17 protein-coding genes are annotated in these 18,019 nt (G+C 64.4%); 8 read left to right on the top strand and 9 right to left on the bottom strand.

The window, feature by feature from the left end; genetic code table 11:
* Positions 1 to 2 precede the first annotated feature (2 nt).
* The 6 genes from D9M09_RS27380 to D9M09_RS27355 are packed head-to-tail and all read right to left on the bottom strand — an operon-like array spanning position 3 to position 6,206.
* The gene (locus D9M09_RS27380) at positions 3 to 590 is read right to left on the bottom strand and encodes a DUF924 family protein (protein ID WP_070313098.1); all 588 of its coding nucleotides are present in this window, start codon (positions 588 to 590) and stop codon (positions 3 to 5) included.
* Between the two features lie 5 nt (positions 591 to 595).
* Positions 596 to 1,336, bottom strand: a complete 741-nt coding sequence (locus D9M09_RS27375) for an MgtC/SapB family protein (protein ID WP_070218976.1) — start codon at positions 1,334 to 1,336, stop codon at positions 596 to 598.
* Complete coding sequence (locus tag D9M09_RS27370; protein ID WP_046681889.1) at positions 1,337 to 1,591, bottom strand: hypothetical protein; 255 nt, start codon at positions 1,589 to 1,591, stop codon at positions 1,337 to 1,339.
* On the bottom strand, positions 1,591 to 3,414 hold the full coding sequence (locus D9M09_RS27365) for an aminopeptidase P family protein (RefSeq protein WP_070218975.1): 1,824 nt from the start codon (positions 3,412 to 3,414) through the stop codon (positions 1,591 to 1,593). Before D9M09_RS27365 ends, D9M09_RS27370 begins: the two co-directional genes overlap by 1 nt.
* Positions 3,415 to 3,460: 46 nt before the next feature.
* Complete coding sequence (locus tag D9M09_RS27360) at positions 3,461 to 5,521, bottom strand: DUF4132 domain-containing protein (RefSeq protein WP_070218974.1); 2,061 nt, start codon at positions 5,519 to 5,521, stop codon at positions 3,461 to 3,463.
* Positions 5,508 to 6,206 (bottom strand): Crp/Fnr family transcriptional regulator, encoded by a 699-nt coding sequence (locus tag D9M09_RS27355; protein WP_121670819.1) that lies wholly within the window; start codon positions 6,204 to 6,206, stop codon positions 5,508 to 5,510. Before D9M09_RS27355 ends, D9M09_RS27360 begins: the two co-directional genes overlap by 14 nt.
* Before the next feature lie 180 nt (positions 6,207 to 6,386).
* Between D9M09_RS27355 and D9M09_RS27350 the strand changes: the two genes are divergently transcribed.
* The 8 genes from D9M09_RS27350 (at position 6,387) to D9M09_RS27315 (ending at position 15,546) form a co-directional block, all read left to right on the top strand.
* A complete protein-coding gene (locus D9M09_RS27350; RefSeq protein ID WP_121670818.1) occupies positions 6,387 to 8,318 on the top strand; it encodes an AMP-binding protein in 1,932 nt (643 codons plus the stop codon).
* A 14-nt stretch (positions 8,319 to 8,332) separates the two neighbouring features.
* Positions 8,333 to 9,148, top strand: a complete 816-nt coding sequence (locus D9M09_RS27345) for an ABC transporter ATP-binding protein (protein WP_029496076.1) — start codon at positions 8,333 to 8,335, stop codon at positions 9,146 to 9,148.
* Positions 9,149 to 9,167: 19 nt separating this feature from the next.
* Positions 9,168 to 10,064, top strand: coding sequence for a branched-chain amino acid ABC transporter permease (locus D9M09_RS27340; protein ID WP_175444778.1), 897 nt, complete (start codon positions 9,168 to 9,170; stop codon positions 10,062 to 10,064).
* Positions 10,065 to 10,142: 78 nt separating this feature from the next.
* Positions 10,143 to 11,201 (top strand): branched-chain amino acid ABC transporter permease, encoded by a 1,059-nt coding sequence (locus tag D9M09_RS27335; RefSeq protein ID WP_034752817.1) that lies wholly within the window; start codon positions 10,143 to 10,145, stop codon positions 11,199 to 11,201.
* Between the two features lie 58 nt (positions 11,202 to 11,259).
* On the top strand, positions 11,260 to 12,579 hold the full coding sequence (locus D9M09_RS27330) for an ABC transporter substrate-binding protein (RefSeq protein WP_070313102.1): 1,320 nt from the start codon (positions 11,260 to 11,262) through the stop codon (positions 12,577 to 12,579).
* 135 nt (positions 12,580 to 12,714) lie between these two features.
* Positions 12,715 to 13,554: an ABC transporter ATP-binding protein gene (locus D9M09_RS27325; protein WP_070218968.1), complete on the top strand. Its 840-nt coding sequence runs from the start codon at positions 12,715 to 12,717 to the stop codon at positions 13,552 to 13,554.
* Between the two features lie 90 nt (positions 13,555 to 13,644).
* Positions 13,645 to 14,901, top strand: a complete 1,257-nt coding sequence (locus D9M09_RS27320; protein WP_099408130.1) for a phenylacetate--CoA ligase family protein — start codon at positions 13,645 to 13,647, stop codon at positions 14,899 to 14,901.
* Between the two features lie 63 nt (positions 14,902 to 14,964).
* Positions 14,965 to 15,546, top strand: coding sequence for a hypoxanthine-guanine phosphoribosyltransferase (locus D9M09_RS27315; RefSeq protein WP_086137290.1), 582 nt, complete (start codon positions 14,965 to 14,967; stop codon positions 15,544 to 15,546).
* Positions 15,547 to 15,667: 121 nt separating this feature from the next.
* On the opposite strand, the gene D9M09_RS27310 is transcribed toward D9M09_RS27315, so the two are convergent.
* The 3 genes from D9M09_RS27310 to D9M09_RS27300 form a co-directional block, all read right to left on the bottom strand.
* A complete protein-coding gene (locus D9M09_RS27310) occupies positions 15,668 to 16,621 on the bottom strand; it encodes an NAD(P)H-dependent flavin oxidoreductase (protein WP_121671260.1) in 954 nt (317 codons plus the stop codon).
* Positions 16,622 to 16,721: 100 nt separating this feature from the next.
* Complete coding sequence (locus D9M09_RS27305; RefSeq protein WP_121670817.1) at positions 16,722 to 17,645, bottom strand: MBL fold metallo-hydrolase; 924 nt, start codon at positions 17,643 to 17,645, stop codon at positions 16,722 to 16,724.
* Positions 17,646 to 17,652: 7 nt separating this feature from the next.
* Complete coding sequence (locus D9M09_RS27300; protein WP_268993882.1) at positions 17,653 to 17,877, bottom strand: DUF1289 domain-containing protein; 225 nt, start codon at positions 17,875 to 17,877, stop codon at positions 17,653 to 17,655.
* Positions 17,878 to 18,019: the final 142 nt, after the last annotated feature.

Below are 18,019 nucleotides of genomic sequence, written 5' to 3'. Positions count from 1 at the left end.
GTCTAAAAGCTCGATCCCGGCTGGCGCAAAAATTCCACTTCTTCCGGGGTCGAGGGGCGACCGAGGATGGCGTTGCGGTGCGGGAAGCGGCCGAAGCGGGCGATCACTTCCTGGTGGCGCTCGGCGTAGTCGAGCATGCTGTCAAAACCGGGCTGCGCCTGCGACAAGCGCTGGAACAGCTCGACGGCGCGCGCCTGCATGGCCAGGTCTTCCGCGTGTTCGAACGGTAAATACACGAAGGCGCGCAGCATCGGCGGCAGTTGCTGGTCCAGCCCCTGCTGCGTCATGGCGACGGCCAGCGCCAGCGCCCAGGCGTCGCCGGCAAAGGCGCGCGGCGTGCCGCGGTACACATTGCGCGTGAACTGATCGAGCACGATGAGGCGCGCCAGCGCGCCATGCGGCGTCGCATCCCATTCGCCCAAGCCGCCGGCTATGGCGGCATCGATCAGCGCGCCGAAACGCGCGCGTATCAGCACATCGAAACCGTCATCCTTGCGGAACCATTCCATGCGCGCCTGGCCGTGGCCGGGGTGATCCGGCGGCAGGAACCAGAAATCGAGTACTTTTTGAGCCTGGGGGTCCATGTCCATCCTTTTCAGTTGCGTGCATGCGACAGCTGGAAGCCGGCGATGCCGTCGAAGGCGGCCAGTTCGGCCGACATGGCCGACAGGCTGGCGCCCGTGTTCTTGCCATGCGCGATGGCGACAAAGCGCCATTCCTGCATGCCGTCCGTGCTGCCGATGGTCAGCGAGCCGCCGGCGATGTCGTAGCCGCGCTTGGCGGCCATGCGCCGCAGCGCATCCTCGCGCGGAATGAAGCCTTGCTTGAAGCGCATGGTGATGGCCACCGCATGGCGCGACGGCAGCCAGTTCTCCAATTTTGACAGAAAAATCATCGCCATCGCGCACAAAAAGGCCAGGCCCATGGCCGATAGATAAAAGCCGATGCCGACCATGATGCCGATCACGGACGAAGCCCAGATCGAGGCGGCCGTCGTCAGGCCGCTGATATTGAAGCCCTCGCGCATGATGACGCCGGCGCCCAGAAAACCCACGCCCGTGACGATGCCCTGGATGACGCGCGTGGGATCGCTGCCGACGACGGCGCCATGGCCGCCGTACCAGAACTCGGGATAGCCGCCCAGCACGGTCAGCGCGGCCGAGGCCATGCACACGAGGCTGTAGGTGCGCATGCCGGCCGCGCGCCCGTGATACGAACGCTCATACCCCACCAGCAAGCCCAGCAGCAGCGCGCCCAGCAGGTTCAGCAGGATCACGCCATTCGTCGCCAGCTCGGCCGGCGACCAGTAGGCGCGCAGGAAGTCGATGGTCGGCATTTAATCCTGGGGTTTTTTGGTCAGCTGCTTTTCAAACGCCACGTCGAGCTTGCTGACGCGGCGCGCCTTTTGCGGTCCCAGGCCATTGACGAAGGCGACAAAGGCGTCGAGTTCCAGCGGCGGGCACAGGGGCGGCAAGCCGGGGCCTTCCGTGAGGAAGAACAGTTCATCGCCCGTGCGCGCCATCGTGTAGAGGCGGTTGCCGGTGCGTTCCTTGAGCCGCTCGATGGCGGACGTGGCGCGGGTCGAGCGCATCAGATGGCTCCCGTGCGCTGTTCCAGCCACGCCAGCGCAGGCGCATCGGCCGGCGCCGCCAGGTGCGGCGCCAGGCGCGCGCGCACGGTGGCGTGATAGTCGTTGAGCCAGGCCGCCTCGTCGTCGCGCAACAGCGAGCGTTCCACGCAGCGCGTATCGATCGGGCACAGGGTCAATGTCTCGAAGCGCAGGAATTCGCCGAAGGGCGTCGTCCCTGCGGGAATGTTGAGCACCAGGTTCTCGATGCGGATGCCCCACTGGCCGGGACGGTAGATCCCCGGCTCGATGGAGGTGATCATGCCCGGTTCCATCGCCGTCTGCGGCTCCGGCATGGCGGACTGGGAAATCGATTGCGGCCCTTCGTGCACGTTCAGGAAGAAACCCACGCCATGGCCCGTGCCGTGGCCAAAGTCGATGCCTTCGGCCCACAGGGGCGCGCGGGCAATCGAGTCGAGCATGGGCGACTTCACGCCGCGCGGAAACTGCGCGCGCGACAGGGCGATCATGCTGCGCAAGACGAGGGTGAAATCGCGCCGGTGTTCTGCCGTGATCGTGCCGACGGGGACCACGCGCGTGATGTCCGTGGTACCGCCCCAATACTGGCCGCCCGAGTCGATCAGCAGCAGGCCGTCGCCTTCGATGGTGGCCTCGCTGCCCGCATGGGCGTGGTAATGCATGATGGCGCCATGCGCATTGAAGCCGGCGATGGTGCCGAAACTGGGGCTGACAAAACCGGCGCGGCGGGCGCGGGCGGCCGTCAGGTGTTCGTCGACACCGATTTCCGTCAACGGCGCGCGTTGCGGGTCGGCCAGGGTGGCGTCCAACCAGCTGAAAAATTCGCACAGGGCGGCGCCGTCCTGCTCCATGGCGGCGCGCACGTGCGCCGCTTCAGCGTCCGTCTTGCGCGACTTGGCCAGGGTGGTCGGGTTGATCGACTCGACCACGCGCACGCCGTCGGCCACGGCCTGGCGCGTGCCGAACGTGATGCGGCGCGGATCGAGCAGCAGGGTGGCGCCGGCCGGCAGGGCGGCCAGCGCGGCGGCCGCGCGGTCATACGCGGCCACGTCCACGCCTTCGCTCTCCAGCGTGGCGCGCAGGGCGGCGGGCAGCTTGCCGTCGGCGACGAACAGGGTGGCGCGCTCGGGGCCCACCAGCGCATGGGCGAGGAAGACGGGGTTGTAGTTGACGTCGGCGCCGCGCAGGTTGAACAAATACGCGATATCGTCGAGGGTGGAAATGACGTGGTGGCTGGCGCCGTGCGCCGCCATGCCGGCACGCAGGGCTGCCAGTTTTTCCATGCGCGACAGCGTTGGATACGCGGCCGCATGCTCGTACACCGGCGCGGCGGGCATGGCCGGGCGCTGCGGCCACACGGCTTGCAGCACATCGGTATCCGTGCGCAGAGTCACTTGCGCGCCCAGCGCCTGCTGCAGCAGGCGCGCATTGGCCAGGCCCAGCACGGCGCCGTCGACGGCCACCGTCTGCCCCGGCCGCATGGTCTCGCCCAGCCAGTCGATATACAGCACGCTGGCGCCGGACGGGATTTTCTTCAGGACGATGCCGCTGCCGGCCAGTTCGTCTTCCGCCTGCTCCCAGTAGCGGCCATCGGTCCACACGCCGGCGAAATCCTGCGTCACGACCAAGGTGCCGACGGAACCCGTAAAACCCGACAGCCACTCGCGGCCCTGCCAGCGGGCCGGCAGGTACTCGGACAAATGCGGGTCGGCCGACGGCACGATCAGGGCATCGATGTGCTGCGCGCGCATGGCGCCGCGCAGCTGCGACAAACGGGAGGCGGGAGTGGATTGGTCTGGTGTCTGCATGGGAGCGAAAATGGAGCGGTGCTGGGAAGCGTCTATGATACCGCGATTAGCAGCCGGGCTGCACTCGCTGCAACGCCAGCAGCGCCCCGGCGGCGGCGGCGATTTTTTCCAGCAGCGCCTCGTCGTAGGGCAGCCACGGCACGGCGCCCAGCTTGTTCCCCTGCGCTACCGCCTCGATCACCGCCTCGGCGCCATCCTTCGTGACCCTGCCGGTGGTCAGGTGGATCGCATGCCGGCCCACCATCAGGTGGCGCGCTTCGAGCGTCATCCGGCCCTCCTCGATCTGGTCCGCGAATACCTGTTCCAGCACGGCGCGCCGCATGCCCGCCATCGGCCCCGGTGCCAGGTTGGCCAGGTAAAACAGGCGCTGTTCGCGCTCCACGCTTTGCTCTTCCTCCACCAGCGCCAAGGCGCTGGCGCTGACCAGCAGGTCAACCGCGCGGCACGCTTCCGAATACGCCACCGGCGCCATCGGCATCATCTGCGCGGGCGCCAGCCCGTTTGACGTGCAGGCACCGCCCGCCCCCGGATACACGCGTCCCTCGATGCGCAGCGACACGCGCCAGGCACCGAACTGGCGCGACAGGCCTTCATCGTGGTCCAGGCGCCAGCCTTCGCGGCGCGCCAGTCCCAGCAAGGTGGGCAGCGACAGCTGGTAGCCGGAAAATGGGACGCCGCCGTCGCCGGGCGGTGCATATATTTCGCGATAAACCTGGCGCAGCGGCTGGCGCAGGCGCCGCCGCGCGAGCAGCGCTTGCCAGGCGGCGCGCTCTTCCCCGCTGCCATGCAAGGGGTGCCACAGGCCGATCTCGCCTTGCTCCGGCACATCCACCGGCTGCCCCTGCGCATCGATGGCGCCCTTCCCGTCGAGCATGAAGGCCAGCCCATCGCCCGTGCGCCAGACCAGCGCGCGCGCCACCGCGTCGATATCGGCATCGTCGCGCAGGCCACGCCATTGGTCCAGGCCAAACCACACCTCGCTGGCGTAGCCCGCTTCCAGGCGGCGCGCCAGCATGGTCTGACGCCGCTTGCCCATGGGACCCGGCATGCCGATCCTCCAGGCGATATCGGGCCGTTCGGCCAGCGCCCGTTCGGCCGGTTTCAGATTGCGTTCCAGTTTCTTGCGGATGCCCGCATGGCGCACCTGGGCCAGCGCCGCGCGCAGGGCTTGCAGGCTTTCGGGCGTGGGAATGGTTTCCACCGCATGGCCCAGCGCCATCGCCAACGACTGCGACGGCGCGCTCTTGGCCGCGCCGGGCGCCACGCATGCCAACGGCAGCAGGACGGTGATCACGGGCCTGAACCAGGCATCGTCGCGATAGGACGCCACCCGCGCGGCGCGCGCCAGCACCGGAGAATCTGCCGTGGCAAAGGCGGCATCGGCAGCATACGGCACGCTGCCGTCATGGATGGCGGCGATATGGCGCGCCGCCTGCTCCAGTATCGTGCGCGCAAAATCGACATACACCGCATCGTCGGCCAGCACGTCGGCGGGATCGGCCTCGCCGATGCTGTCGCGGTTCCAGTGGCCGCTGTAGCGCGAGCCGGCCAGCGCCAGCAGCGACGTTTTCGCCAGCTGCGGCAGCACGGTGAGTTCCTGCAAGGTCAAGGGCATCGGGTAGCGCGCATGACGCTCATCCATCATCTGCCCGAACCGGGTTAGGGCGTCGCCGCCTGCCAGCTGCGCCAGCAGCCAGGCGGCAAAATGCTGTTCGCCCCAGTGCTTCGGTTCATCGAGGATGCGCAGCGCCAGCTGCGCGCTGCCTTCCGGTGGCGCGCCGCGCAGGCAAGCCAGGCAGCCGATTGCGTAGTCCCAGTCGTGCACGCGGGCCGCGTCCAGCGCGTCGAGGAACATCTCGCCTGCCAGCGCCGGTGCCAGGTTCATGCTGCTCGCTTGCGCCAATAGCGCCAGCGCCAGTTCGCGCCGAGCATAATCGTCATGGCCGAAGCCCGCCGCGCGGTGCAGCGCACCCCAGACGGCGCCCAGTTCTTCGGGGATCCAGTCGCTGAAATCGACCGGTGGCCCCGTGAAACGCGCATGCTCGACAAAGCCGCCATCGAGGCGCGCGCGCAGCGCCGCGGCGCGAATGGAATCACTCGCCATCATCGGCCTCGTAGCGGCGCAAGCCTTCCAGGTCCAGCACGCGGATACCGCCGTAATCGAGACGCAATAAACCCTTTTTTTCCAGTACCTGCAAGGCCTGGTTGGCGCGCTGGCGCGAGGAGCCTGACAACAGGCCGATTTCTTCCTGCGACAGCTGCACCAGGGTTTCCACGCCCGGGTATAAATGCGAGTTGAACATCGACGCCAGGCAGCGCGCCACGCGCGTGTTCAGGTCCAGCAGGCGCTCGTTTTCCACCATGCCGATGAACTGGCCAAGGCGCTCGTTGAGCTGCATCAGCAGGAAGCGCGTGAATGGCAGGCTCGTTTCCAGCAGCCAGTGGAAGGTGGTGGCGGGCAGGCGCGCCACGCGCGTATCGCGCACGGCGATGGTGTCGTATTTGCGCATCTCGCGCTTGAGCAGCGAACCTTCCCCAAACCAGCTGCCCGGTGACAAGCCCGTAAACGTCATGGCCTTGCCGGAAGCGGAAAAATTATTCATCTTGACCATGCCGCTGATGACGCCGATCCAGTTGTCCACCGGCTCGCCCTTGCGGCAGACAAAACCGCCTTTCGGCACGAAAGTCTCGAACACATCCGCCTCGACCCGGGCCATTTGCACGGGGTCGAGCAGCTGCGCCCAGTTGGCCGCGCGAACGGCATCCTTGAGGCTGATATCAGGGTTGGTCATTGTGCGATGCACCATCGAAAAGTGGATAAATGTCCCCGAAAAGACAACTCGGCAAACTAACGCAAGCTACTATCATTGCACAAACGCCTTACACATAAAAAACACAGAGCGCCATCCAACGAGGTGGAGCCTGAGACAAGCAACAGGGAGACACTGGTGCAAACGCATACCACAGCAACAATGCCGACTTTTCCGCGGCGCTTATTGCAACACGGGACAGTACGATCCGACAAGCCCGCATTTCGCGAAAAACACCTGGGCATCTGGCAAACCTGGACCTGGTCCGAGGTGAACGAGGAAGTGCGCGCGCTGGCCTGCGGCCTGGCCGCCATCGGCTTCCGGCGCGGCATGAATCTGGCCATCATCGGCGACAACCGTCCCCGCCTGTACTGGGCCATGCTGGCCGCGCAAAGCCTGGGCGGCGTGCCCGTGCCACTCTACCAGGACGCGCCGGCCGCCGACATGGCCTACGTGCTGCAGGATGCGGAAATCCGCTACGCCATCGTCGAAGACCAGGAGCAGGTCGACAAGCTGCTCGAACTCAAGGCCCTGTATCCGCACGTCGCCCACATCGCCTATGACGATGAACGCGGCATGCGCCATTACCGCCAGCCGGAGCTGACGTCCTTTGCCGCCCTGCAGACGCTGGGCCGCGCCTACGACCGCGAACACCCGGGCTTTTTCGACGCCGCCGTGGCAGCGGGCCAAGGCAGCGACTCGGCCGTGATCCTGTACACCTCGGGCACCACGGGCAAGCCGAAGGGCGTGTGCCAGAGCCATACGGCGCTGCTGGCGGCCGGCGAAGGCGGCGTCGCCTTCGACCAGCTCACCGACGAGGAAGACATCCTGTCCTACCTGCCCATGGCGTGGGTCGGCGACTGCCTGTTCTCGCTGGCGCAGGCCATGGTGGCCGGCTTTACCGTCAACTGCCCGGAGTCGGGCGACACGGTGATGATCGACATGCGCGAAATCGGGCCCACCTGCTACTTTGCGCCGCCGCGCGTGTTCGAGAACATGCTCACCAGCGTGATGATACGCATGGAAGACGCGAGCAGCATCAAGCGCCGCATGTTCAGCCATTTCATGGACGTGGCCAAGCGCTGCGGCGCGCAGATTTTGGACGGTAAACCAATCTCGCTGGCGGACCGCCTCGGCTACAAGCTGGGCGAGCTGCTCGTCTACGGCCCCCTGAAAAACGTGCTGGGACTGTCGCGCGTGCGCGTCGCCTACACGGCCGGCGCCGCGATCGGGCCCGACCTGTTCCGCTTCTACCGCTCGATCGGCGTCAACCTCAAGCAGCTGTACGGCTCCACCGAAACCTGCGCCTACGTTTGCTTGCAACCGGACGGCAATATCAAGTTCGACAGCGTCGGCTTGCCGGCGCCGGGCGTGGAAGTCAAGCTGGCGGCCAATGGCGAAGTGCTGGTCAAGTCGCCCGCCACCATGAGCGGCTACTTCAAGCGTCCCGACGCCACGGCCGAAGTGATCGACGATCACGGCTACTTCCACACGGGCGACGCGGGCGTGTTCGACAACGAAGGCCATCTGAAAATCATCGACCGCGCGGCCGACGTGGGCAAGATGAATTGCGGCGCCATGTTCGCCCCCAACTACATCGAAAACAAGCTCAAATTCTTCCCCTTCATCAAGGAAGTGGTGGCCTTCGGCCATGCGCGCGACCAGGTGTGCGCCTTCATCAACATCGACATCGAAGCGGTGGGCAACTGGTCCGAGCGGCGCGGCATCGCCTACTCCGGCTACACGGACCTGGCGGCGCGCGCCGAGACCTATGGCCTGATCCGCGACTGCATCGAGCAGGTCAACGCGGAACTGGCGGCCGACCCCTTGATGGACCGCACGCAGGTGCACCGCTTCCTGGTGCTGCACAAGGAACTCGACCCCGATGACGACGAACTGACCCGCACGCGCAAGGTGCGCCGCAAATTCATCGCCGAAAAATACGCGGTGCTGATCTCCGCCCTGTACGAGGGCAAGGCAACGCAATACATCGAGACCCAGGTGAAATTCGAGGATGGCCGCCTTGGTTCGACCAGCGCCAACCTGCAGATCTGGGACAGCAAAACGTACCGGCCCCAAGGCCTGGCCGCATGATGGAGCACAGCACGATGCAAATGAACGAACCCGACGCCCATTTCGGCACGGCCCGCAAGACGGGCCCCGTGATCCTCGACCTGAAGAACATCTCGCTGTCGTTCGGCGGCGTGAAAGCGCTGACCGACATCTCGTTCGACGTGAAACAGCATGAAATCCGCGCCATCATCGGCCCGAACGGCGCGGGCAAAAGCTCGATGCTTAACGTGATCAATGGCGTGTACCGCCCGCAGCAGGGCGAGATCATTTACCGGGGCGAGCACCGGCGCGGCATGGATTGCTACGCGGCCGCCAAGTCCGGCATCGCGCGCACCTTCCAGAACATCGCCCTGTTCAAGGGCATGACGGTGCTGGACAACATCATGACGGGGCGCAACCTCAAAATGAAGTCGAATTTCCTGCTGCAGGCCCTGTACTGGGGACCGGCGCGGCGCGAGGAAATCGAGCACCGCAAGAAGGCCGAGGAGATCATCGACTTCCTGGAAATCCAGGCCATCCGCAAGACGCCCGTGGGGCGCCTGCCCTACGGCTTGCAAAAGCGCGTGGAACTGGGCCGCGCCCTCGTGGCCGAGCCGGAAATTTTGCTGCTCGATGAACCGATGGCCGGCATGAACGTGGAAGAAAAGCAGGACATGTGCCGCTTCATCCTCGACGTCAACGACCAGCTGGGTACGACCATCGTGCTGATCGAGCACGACATGGGCGTGGTGATGGATATCTCCGACCGCGTGGTGGTGCTCGATTACGGCAAGAAGATCGGCGACGGCACGCCCGACGAGGTGCGCAGCAATCAGGACGTGATCAATGCCTATCTCGGCGTGGCGCACTAGACAAGGAATGGCAATGAATATCAATTTTTTCTTTGAAGTGCTGATCGGCGGCCTGCTGTCGGGCGTCATGTATGCGCTGGTGGCGATCGGCTTCGTTCTGATCTACAAGGCCTCGGGCGTGTTCAATTTTGCGCAGGGCGCGATGGTGTTCTTCGCCGCCCTCACCTGCGTCGGCATCATGGACAAGTTCGGCCTGTCCTTGTGGCTGGCCATCCCGCTGACGATGCTCACCATGATCGTGCTGGGCATGGCGATTGAAAGGGTGGTCTTGCGGCCGCTCGTCAACCAGCCGGAAATCACGCTCTTCATGGCCACCATCGGCCTGACTTTTTTCATCGAAGGCCTGGCGCAGCTGATGTGGGGCTCGCAGGTACACAAGCTGGACCTGCCCATCGAAGACGTGCCGATGCCCTTCCTGATGGATCATTTCAACATCATCGTTTCGCAGTTCGACGTGGTGGCGGCCGGCATCTGCGCGCTGCTGGTGATTTGCCTGGCCCTGCTGTTCTCGAAAACCAAGGTGGGCCGCGCCCTGCGCGCCGTCGCCGACGACCACCAGGCGGCGCTGGCCGTGGGTATCCCGCTGCAGCGCATCTGGGCAGTGGTGTGGGGCGTGGCGGGCCTGGTGGCGATGGTGGCCGGCTTGCTGTGGGGCGCGCGCAACGGGGTGCAGTTCGCCCTCACCTTCATCGCCCTGAAAGCGCTGCCCGTGCTGATCCTCGGCGGCTTTACGTCGGTGCCAGGCGCCATCGTCGGCGGCCTGATCATCGGCGCGTCGGAAAAGCTGGCCGAAGTCTACCTGGGCCCCATGGTGGGCGGCGGCATCGAAGGCTGGTTCCCGTATGTGCTGGCCCTGCTGTTCCTGCTCGTGCGCCCGGAAGGCCTGTTCGGCGAGAAGATCATCCGTCGAATATAAGGCCCCAAGAGCATCGTAGGTCGGATTAGCCGAAGGCGTAATCCGACAAACACCCCAACAGTGAGCAAAGGACACGCCATGATTTACCGTGAAGCAGGACAATTCAAGACCAGCTACCAGGCTGACAACCAGATTTTCCCGATCCGGCAAGACCGCCTGGCGCTGACGGCCACGCTGCTCGTCGCCGTCTTCCTCCTGCCGTATTTCGCCTCGCCCTACATGCTGTCGGCGATCCTGATCCCGTTCCTGATCTTCGCCCTGGCGGCATTGGGCCTGAACATCCTGACCGGTTACGCAGGCCAGCTGTCGCTGGGCACGGCCGCCTTCATGGCCGTCGGCGCGTTTGCCTCGTATAACTTCATGGCGCGCCTGCCCGGCTTGCCGCTGCTGGTGTCGTTCATCCTGGGCGGCCTGTGCGCGGCCATGGTGGGCATCGCCTTCGGCCTGCCCTCCCTGCGCATCCGCGGCTTTTACCTGGCCGCCTCCACCCTGGCGACGCAGTTCTTCGTCGTCTGGTGCCTGACCAAGATCCCGTATCTGACCAATTACAGCTCCTCGGGCGTGATCACGGTACAAAAGATGACCATCCTCGGCTACCAGTTCGACACGCCGCAAAGCAAATACCTGCTGGTGCTGGCCATCGTGGCCGGCATGGCCCTGCTGGCCAAGAACATGATCCGCTCGAACGTGGGCCGCTCGTGGATGGCCGTGCGCGACATGGACATGGCGGCCGAAGTGATCGGTTTTCGCCTGATGCGCACCAAGCTGCTGGCGTTTGCCGTCAGCTCGTTCTACTGCGGCGTGGCCGGCGCCCTGTATGCGTACGCCTACCTGGGCACGGTGGAGCCGGAAGCGTACAACCTGGACCTGTCCTTCCGCATCCTGTTCATGATCATCATCGGCGGCGTCGGCTCGATTCTCGGCTCCTTCCTGGGCGCGGCCTTCATCGTGCTGCTGCCCGTCTTCCTGAATACCATCGCGCATGGCCTGGCGTTGCCGACCAGCGTGGCCTCGAACCTGGAACTGATGGTGTTCGGCGCGCTGATCATCTTCTTCCTGATCGTCGAGCCGCACGGCCTGGCCAGGCTGTGGCAGATCGCCAAGGAAAAATTGAGACTCTGGCCCTTCCCCCATTAAGTTTTTGCAGTCGATGTCGGTTCACTTGAATACCAAATAAAACAAGAGGAGACACACAATGAAACACATCAAATCGCTCATGCTGGCCGCCGCCATCGCCAGTGCCGCACTCACCATGGCCGGCAGCGTGCAGGCGCAGGACAAGGAACAGTACATCGCCCTGCCCTCGTACCGCGTGGGACCGTACGCGGCCGGCGGCTCCGGTTTCTACGGCGGCATCATCGATTACTTCAACCTGGTCAACCAGGCCGGCGGCGTCAATGGCGTGAAAATCAGCTGGGAAGAATGCGAAACCGAATACAACCCGTCGCGCGGCGTCGAATGCTATGAACGCCTGAAAACCAAGCAGGGCGGCGCCACCCTGGTCGAAACCCTGTCCACGGGCGTCGCCTACGGCATCCTCGACCGCGTGGCGCAGGACAAGATCCCCATGACGATGATCGGCTACGGCCGCTCGGACGCCGCCAACGGCAAGGTCTTCCCGTATGTGTATCCGCTGATCTCCAGCTACTGGAGCCAGGCCGCCGCCATGATCAAATATTTGGGCGACAAGGATGGTGGCATGGACAAGCTGAAAGGGAAAAAAATCGTCCACCTATACCACGACTCGGCTTTCGGCAAGGAGCCGCTGCCGGTACTGGAAGCGCTGTCGAAACAGTACGGCTTCGAGCTGATCAAAATTCCCGTCGCGCCGCCCGGCAGCGAACAGCAATCGCAATGGCTGCAAATCCGCCAGGCCAAGCCGGACCACGTGATCCTGTGGGGCTGGGGCGTGATGAACTCCGTTGCCATCAAAACGGCGCAGCGCAACGGCTTCCCGCGCGACAAAATGCTGGGCGTCTGGTGGGCCGGCTCCGAGGAAGACACGATTCCATCGGGCGACGCGGCCAAGGGCTACACGGCGATGACGTTCAATACGCCGGGCAACTACCCCGTGCTCGACGACATCCGCAAAAAACTCTACGCCACCGGCAAGGGCAACCTGTCGGACCAGTCGCGCATCGGCTCCGTCTACCACATGCGCGGCGTGACGGCCGGCATCCTGTGGGTCGAAGCGATCCGCACGGCGCAGGAAAAATTCGGCAAGGGCAAGCCGATCACGGGCGAACAGATGCGCTGGGGCCTGGAAAACCTGAACGTCGACGATGCGCGCCAGAAGGCCGTGGGCGCGCTGGGCATGTTCCCCACCGTGAAAACCAGCTGCGACGACCATGAAGGCTCGGGCGCCGTGAAGGTGCAGCAGTGGGATGGCAAGAAATGGACCGCCATCACGCCGAAATGGATCGTCGGCGACAAGGCCCTGGTGCGCAAGCTGGTCGAGGAATCGTCCGGCAAGTACGCCGAAGAGAAAAAGATCACGCCGGCGTGCATGAAGTAAGCGGCTCTCGACGTGGCGTCGGGTTACGCGCTACGCGCTAACCCGACCTACGCCGACCAACACCGCATTCACGTAGGTCGGATTAGCGTAGCGTAATCCGACAGCATCGCCAACACATATGAAAACGAAGCAGCCATGACACCCACTGCCACGCAAACACCAGACACCGCGCCGCCGCCCTACCTGTCGGTCAACAATATCGAAGTCATCTACGACCACGTGATCCTGGTCCTGAAGGGCGTGTCGCTGCAAGTCCCGCAAGGCAAGATCGTGGCGCTGCTGGGCGCCAACGGCGCCGGCAAGTCGACCACCCTGAAAACCATCTCGACCCTGCTGCGCGGCGAACGCGGCGACGTCACCAAGGGCGAAGTCCAGTTCAAGGGCGAGCGCGTGGATCAGTTGACGCCGAATGAGCTGGTCAAGCGGGGCCTGTCGCAAGTGATGGAGGGCCGCCACTGTTTCGGCCACCTCACCATCGAGGAAAACCTGCTGACGGGCGCCTACACGCGCAGCCTGTCGCGCGGCGAACTGAAAGACGCGCTGGACAAGGTCTACCACTATTTTCCGCGCCTGAAAACGCGGCGCAGCAGCCAGGCCGGCTATACCTCGGGCGGCGAACAGCAGATGTGCGCCATCGGCCGCGCGCTGATGGCCAAGCCGTCGATGATCTTATTGGACGAACCCTCGATGGGCATCGCGCCGCAGATCGTCGAAGAGATCTTCGGCATCGTCAAGGACCTGAACCACAAGGAAAACGTGTCTTTCCTGCTGGCCGAACAGAACACCAACGTGGCGCTGCGCTACGCGGACTTCGGCTACATCCTGGAAAACGGCCGCGTCGTGATGGAAGGGCAAGCGCAGGAACTGGCCAGCAACGAAGACGTCAAAGAGTTTTATCTGGGCGTGTCCAGCGCCGGGCGCAAGAGCTTCCGCGACATGAAGTTCTACCGCCGCCGCAAGCGCTGGCTGGCGTGATCCATCAAAAACCTTGGCTGCAACGCGCCCGGCGGTCCTGATGGCCAGGCATGCGAATCAACATGCAATGACAATTGGAGAATGACTGACATGACCGATACGCTCGACAGTCTGGAAGCACGCGCCCCCGAAGCGCGCGAACGCGAATTGATGGCCGGCCTGCCGCAGCTGATCGCGCGCGCGCAACAGGCGCCGGGCTGGGCCCGCATCCTCGACGGCGTCGATGCGGCCGGCATCACCAGCCGCGCCGCGCTGGCGCAGCTGCCCGTGACGCGCAAGTCCGACCTCAAGCAATTGCAGCACGCGCAGCTGCCGTTCGGCGGCTTGAACACGACGCCGAAAAACGCCCTGTCGCGCGTGTTCGTCTCGCCCGGTCCCATCTTCGATCCGGAAGGCCGCGGCCCCGACTGGTGGCGCTTTGCGCGCCCCATGTATGCGGCCGGCGTGCGCGCCGGCGGCCTGCTGCAGAACTGTTTTTCGTATCACTTCACGCCGGCCGCCTTCATGGTCGAAGGGGGCGCCGCGCGCATCGGCTGCACCGTCATCCCGGCCGGCATCGGCCAGACGGAAATGCAGGTGCAGGCGATGGCCGACCTGAAGCCGGACACGTATATCGGCACGCCGTCGTTCCTGAAACTGATCATCGAGAAGGCGCGCGAAATGGGCGCCGACATCAGCAGCGTCACCAAGGCCGTGATGGGTGCGGAAGCGCTGCCCGAATCCTTGCGCAGCTGGTTTGCCGAGAACGGCGTGCCACACGTGTTCCAGACCTATGCCTCGGCCGATATCGGCAGCATCGCCTATGAAACGGCCAGCAATGGCAAGCTCAATCCAGGCATGGTCGTCGACGAAAACGTGCTGCTCGAGATCGTCCATCCGGGCAGCGGCATTCCCGTCGCGCCGGGCGAGGTGGGCGAAGTCGTCGTCACCGTCTTTAATGCCGACTACCCGCTGATCCGCTTTGCCACCGGCGATCTGTCGGCCGTGCTGATGGACGCGCCGCAGTCGCCGTGCGGGCGCACGAATACGCGCATCAAAGGCTGGATGGGGCGCGCCGATCAAACCACCAAGGTGCGCGCCATGTTCGTGCATCCGTCGCAGGTACATGAAATCGCGCGCCGCCACCCGCAAATCAGGAAGGCGCGGCTGGTGGTGTCGGGGCGCATGGCCAACGACGAGATGGCCTTGCATTGCGAAGTCGACGATCCGCATGACGCCAGCGGCGTGGAAGCCATCATCGGTTCGATCCGTGAACTGACCAAGCTGCGCGGCGATGTGGTGCTGGTGGCGGTGGGCAGTCTGGCCCAGGATGGGAAAATCATCGACGACATGCGCGATTACAAATAAGGCCGATTTGCGGGATAATACCGGCATTGACCATCAGCCCCTTTCATCGCCATGCAAGAGTCCATGCAAGAATTTCATCACAACCGTGCCCGTGACCTGATCAAGAACGCGGAACTGCTGTTCGACCAGGAGGCCGTGCAGGCGTCGATCACGCGCATGGCCGATGTGCTCAACACGCGCTTCAACGCCGAGGATTCGAAAGAGTTCCCGCTGGTGCTGGGCGTGATGGGCGGCGCCGTCGTGTTTACGGGCAGCCTGCTGCCGCAACTGAGCTTCCCGCTCGAATTCGACTACATCCATGTGAGCCGCTACGGCGACGACGACAAGGGTGGCGAAGTGGTGTGGAAAGTCATCCCCCGCTCGAACGTGGCGGGCCGCACCGTCATCGTGCTCGACGATATTCTCGACGAAGGCGAAACCCTGGCGCACGTCAAGCAGCGCTTGCTGGACATGGGCGCCTCCGAAGTCATCCTGGCCGTGTTCGCCGACAAGGCCATCGGCAAGAAAAAGCCCGTACAAGCCGACATCGTCGGCCTGGTGATCCCGAACCGCTTCGTCGTCGGCTTCGGCATGGATGCGTACGGCTACTGGCGCAACCTGCCGGGTTTGTGGGCCATCAAGCCTGAGGATTTGAAACAGGAGTGATTGTGGTGCTGTCGGATTACGCGCTGCGCGCTAATCCGACCTACGCCACCAGGTTCGAGTAGGTCGGATTAGCGGCGGTACGCCGCGTAATCCGACACCACCACCACCGTCACAACAACGATTACAGCTTCAACCGCGCGCGCGCCGCATCGTATTCGGTCTTCAGGCGCGCCACCATCTCTGCCACGCTCGGCACGTCATCCATCAAGCCCACGCCCTGGCCCGCGCCCCAGATGTCGCGCCAGGCCTTGGCGCTGCCGGAGCCGAAATTCATCGCGCTCTTGTCCGCTTCGGGCAAGGCTTCCGGATCGAGCCCGGCCGCTTCGATCGATTTTTTCAGGTAATTGCCGTGCACGCCCGTAAACAGGTTCGTGTAGACGATGTCCGCCGCCGCAGACTCCACGATGGCCTCGCGGTAACCGTCGCTGACGTTCGATTCCTTGGTCGCCAGCCAGCGCGAGCCGATGTAGGCAAAGTCGGCGCCCATCGCCTGCGCGGCCAGCACGGCGTCGCCCGTGGCGATGGAGCCCGACAGCGCCAGCGGACCGTCGAAAAATTTGCGCACTTCGCCCACCAGCGCGAACGGCGACAGGGTGCCCGCGTGGCCGCCAGCGCCGCTGGCGACCAGGATCAAGCCATCGACGCCCGCTTCCAGCGCCTTTTTCGCGTGGCGGATCGAAATCACGTCATGCAGCACGATGCCGCCATAGCTGTGGATGGCGTCGAGCATTTCCTTGGGCGGCGCGCGCAGCGAGGAAATGATGATGGGGACCTGGTGTTTCACGCACACTTCCACGTCATGCGCGAGACGGTCGTTCGACTGGTGCACGATCTGGTTGACGGCGATCGGCCCCACTTTTTTATCGGGATGGGCGGCCTGGAAGGCGGCCAGCTCGGTCTGCAGGTCGGTCAGCCACGTGTCGAGCAATTCGGCGGGACGCGCGTTCAGGGCCGGGAAGGAACCGACGATGCCGGCCTTGCACTGCGCCGCGACGAGGGCCGGGCCGCTGGCGATGAACATCGGCGAAGCGATAACGGGTAAGGAGAGGTTTTGCAACGCAACAGGCAATGCCATGGCGGACTCGCTGGAAAGTTGATCGGACGTGAAAGACACACTGAACATTGATTATAGTGCAGAAAAAGTACGATCGTGCTGAATTTATCGCAAGGCCGGTTCAACCCTCGTTGAGCAAGTACTCACCCTCGACCCGCGCCGCTGCTGCCCTGCATAGTTGCGACACGGCCCACTCGGCCAGCGCGGCCGCCTCCTGGCGCAGGAAGCGCCGGTTGGCCTCTTCGAAGACGGGCATGCCGCGCAGCAGGGCCGGTATCTCGACCAAGGCGATGCGCTGGCGCTCGAGCAGCAAAAATTTCAGCAGCACTTTCACCGCATTCTGCGCATTGCGCACGGGGTCGGACGCCAGGTAATCGAGGCGCGAATACGCACGCTGCAGGGCGCCGGCGGCCTCCGTGAATGGCCGGCCATGCCCGGGAATGACGACGCGCACGTCCAGGCTGGCGATCAGGTCCAAGGTGGCGCGCGCTTCAGGAAAGCCGGAGCCGCCATCGAGTTCGGGAAAGATCACGCCAAAGCCGTTTTCCCACAGGGCGTCGGCGGAAATCAGGATGCCCTCGCCGGCGCAGTAAAAAATCAGCGAGTGCGGGTCGTGGCCCGGCGCGCCCAGCGCCTGCCAGGCCATGCCGGCCAAAATCAAGGTGTCGCCGGGCGAGACGGTGGCGTCAAAGCGGAAGCGCGGGCATTGCTGGCCCGTGGCCTGGAAGCTGAGGGCATCGACATCCCATGCGCGCACCTTGTCCGCTTCCGCCACGGGAATGGCCGTATGGCAGCCGTATTCGGCTTGCAGCAGCGCGTTGCCGCCGCAATGGTCGGAGTGCAGGTGGGTGTTGAACAGGCGGTCCAGCGGCCGGCCGGCCAGGCTGTGGCGCAGCAGGGCCAGGGTTTGCGGCGCATGCGTGACATAGCCGCTGTCGATCAGGGCCGTGTCATCCTTCCCCTGGAACAGGATGTTGTTCGACGACAGCCAGCCGCGTTCGAACACCTGCATGGCATCGGGGAACAGCGCTGGCGATCGCGGCATGGCTTCCTCAGTAGTCGGGCTCGAAATCGAGCAAAGATTCGCGGCCCGGCAATTCGGCCCACACGGCGCGCTTGAAGTCGTCGTCGGCCTTGCTCCAGGCGATGATTTCGTCGAGCGTGCGCAGGCAGCCTTCGCACAAGCCGCTGTTGCGGTTCATCTTGCACAGGCTGACGCAGGGCGACGGCACCGGCGACGGGAGCGGAACGGCTGGCGGAGGTGGGGGAGCGACCATCATGGAGCGGCATCGGTAAACGTGAAGACTTTCATTATGCCGCGAAACGGCGCCGGCGAGGCGATGGCATCGCCCTGCAATGTTTCCGTGAATATATTTTCCAGGGAAACAATGCTCAACAACCGCTGTTCCGGAAATATAT

The sequence above is a fragment of the Janthinobacterium agaricidamnosum genome (assembly GCF_003667705.1).
Lineage (GTDB): Bacteria > Pseudomonadota > Gammaproteobacteria > Burkholderiales > Burkholderiaceae_D > Janthinobacterium.
The sequence above is the reverse complement of the archived record's forward strand: the minus strand, read 5'-3'. Positions and strand labels throughout refer to the sequence as shown.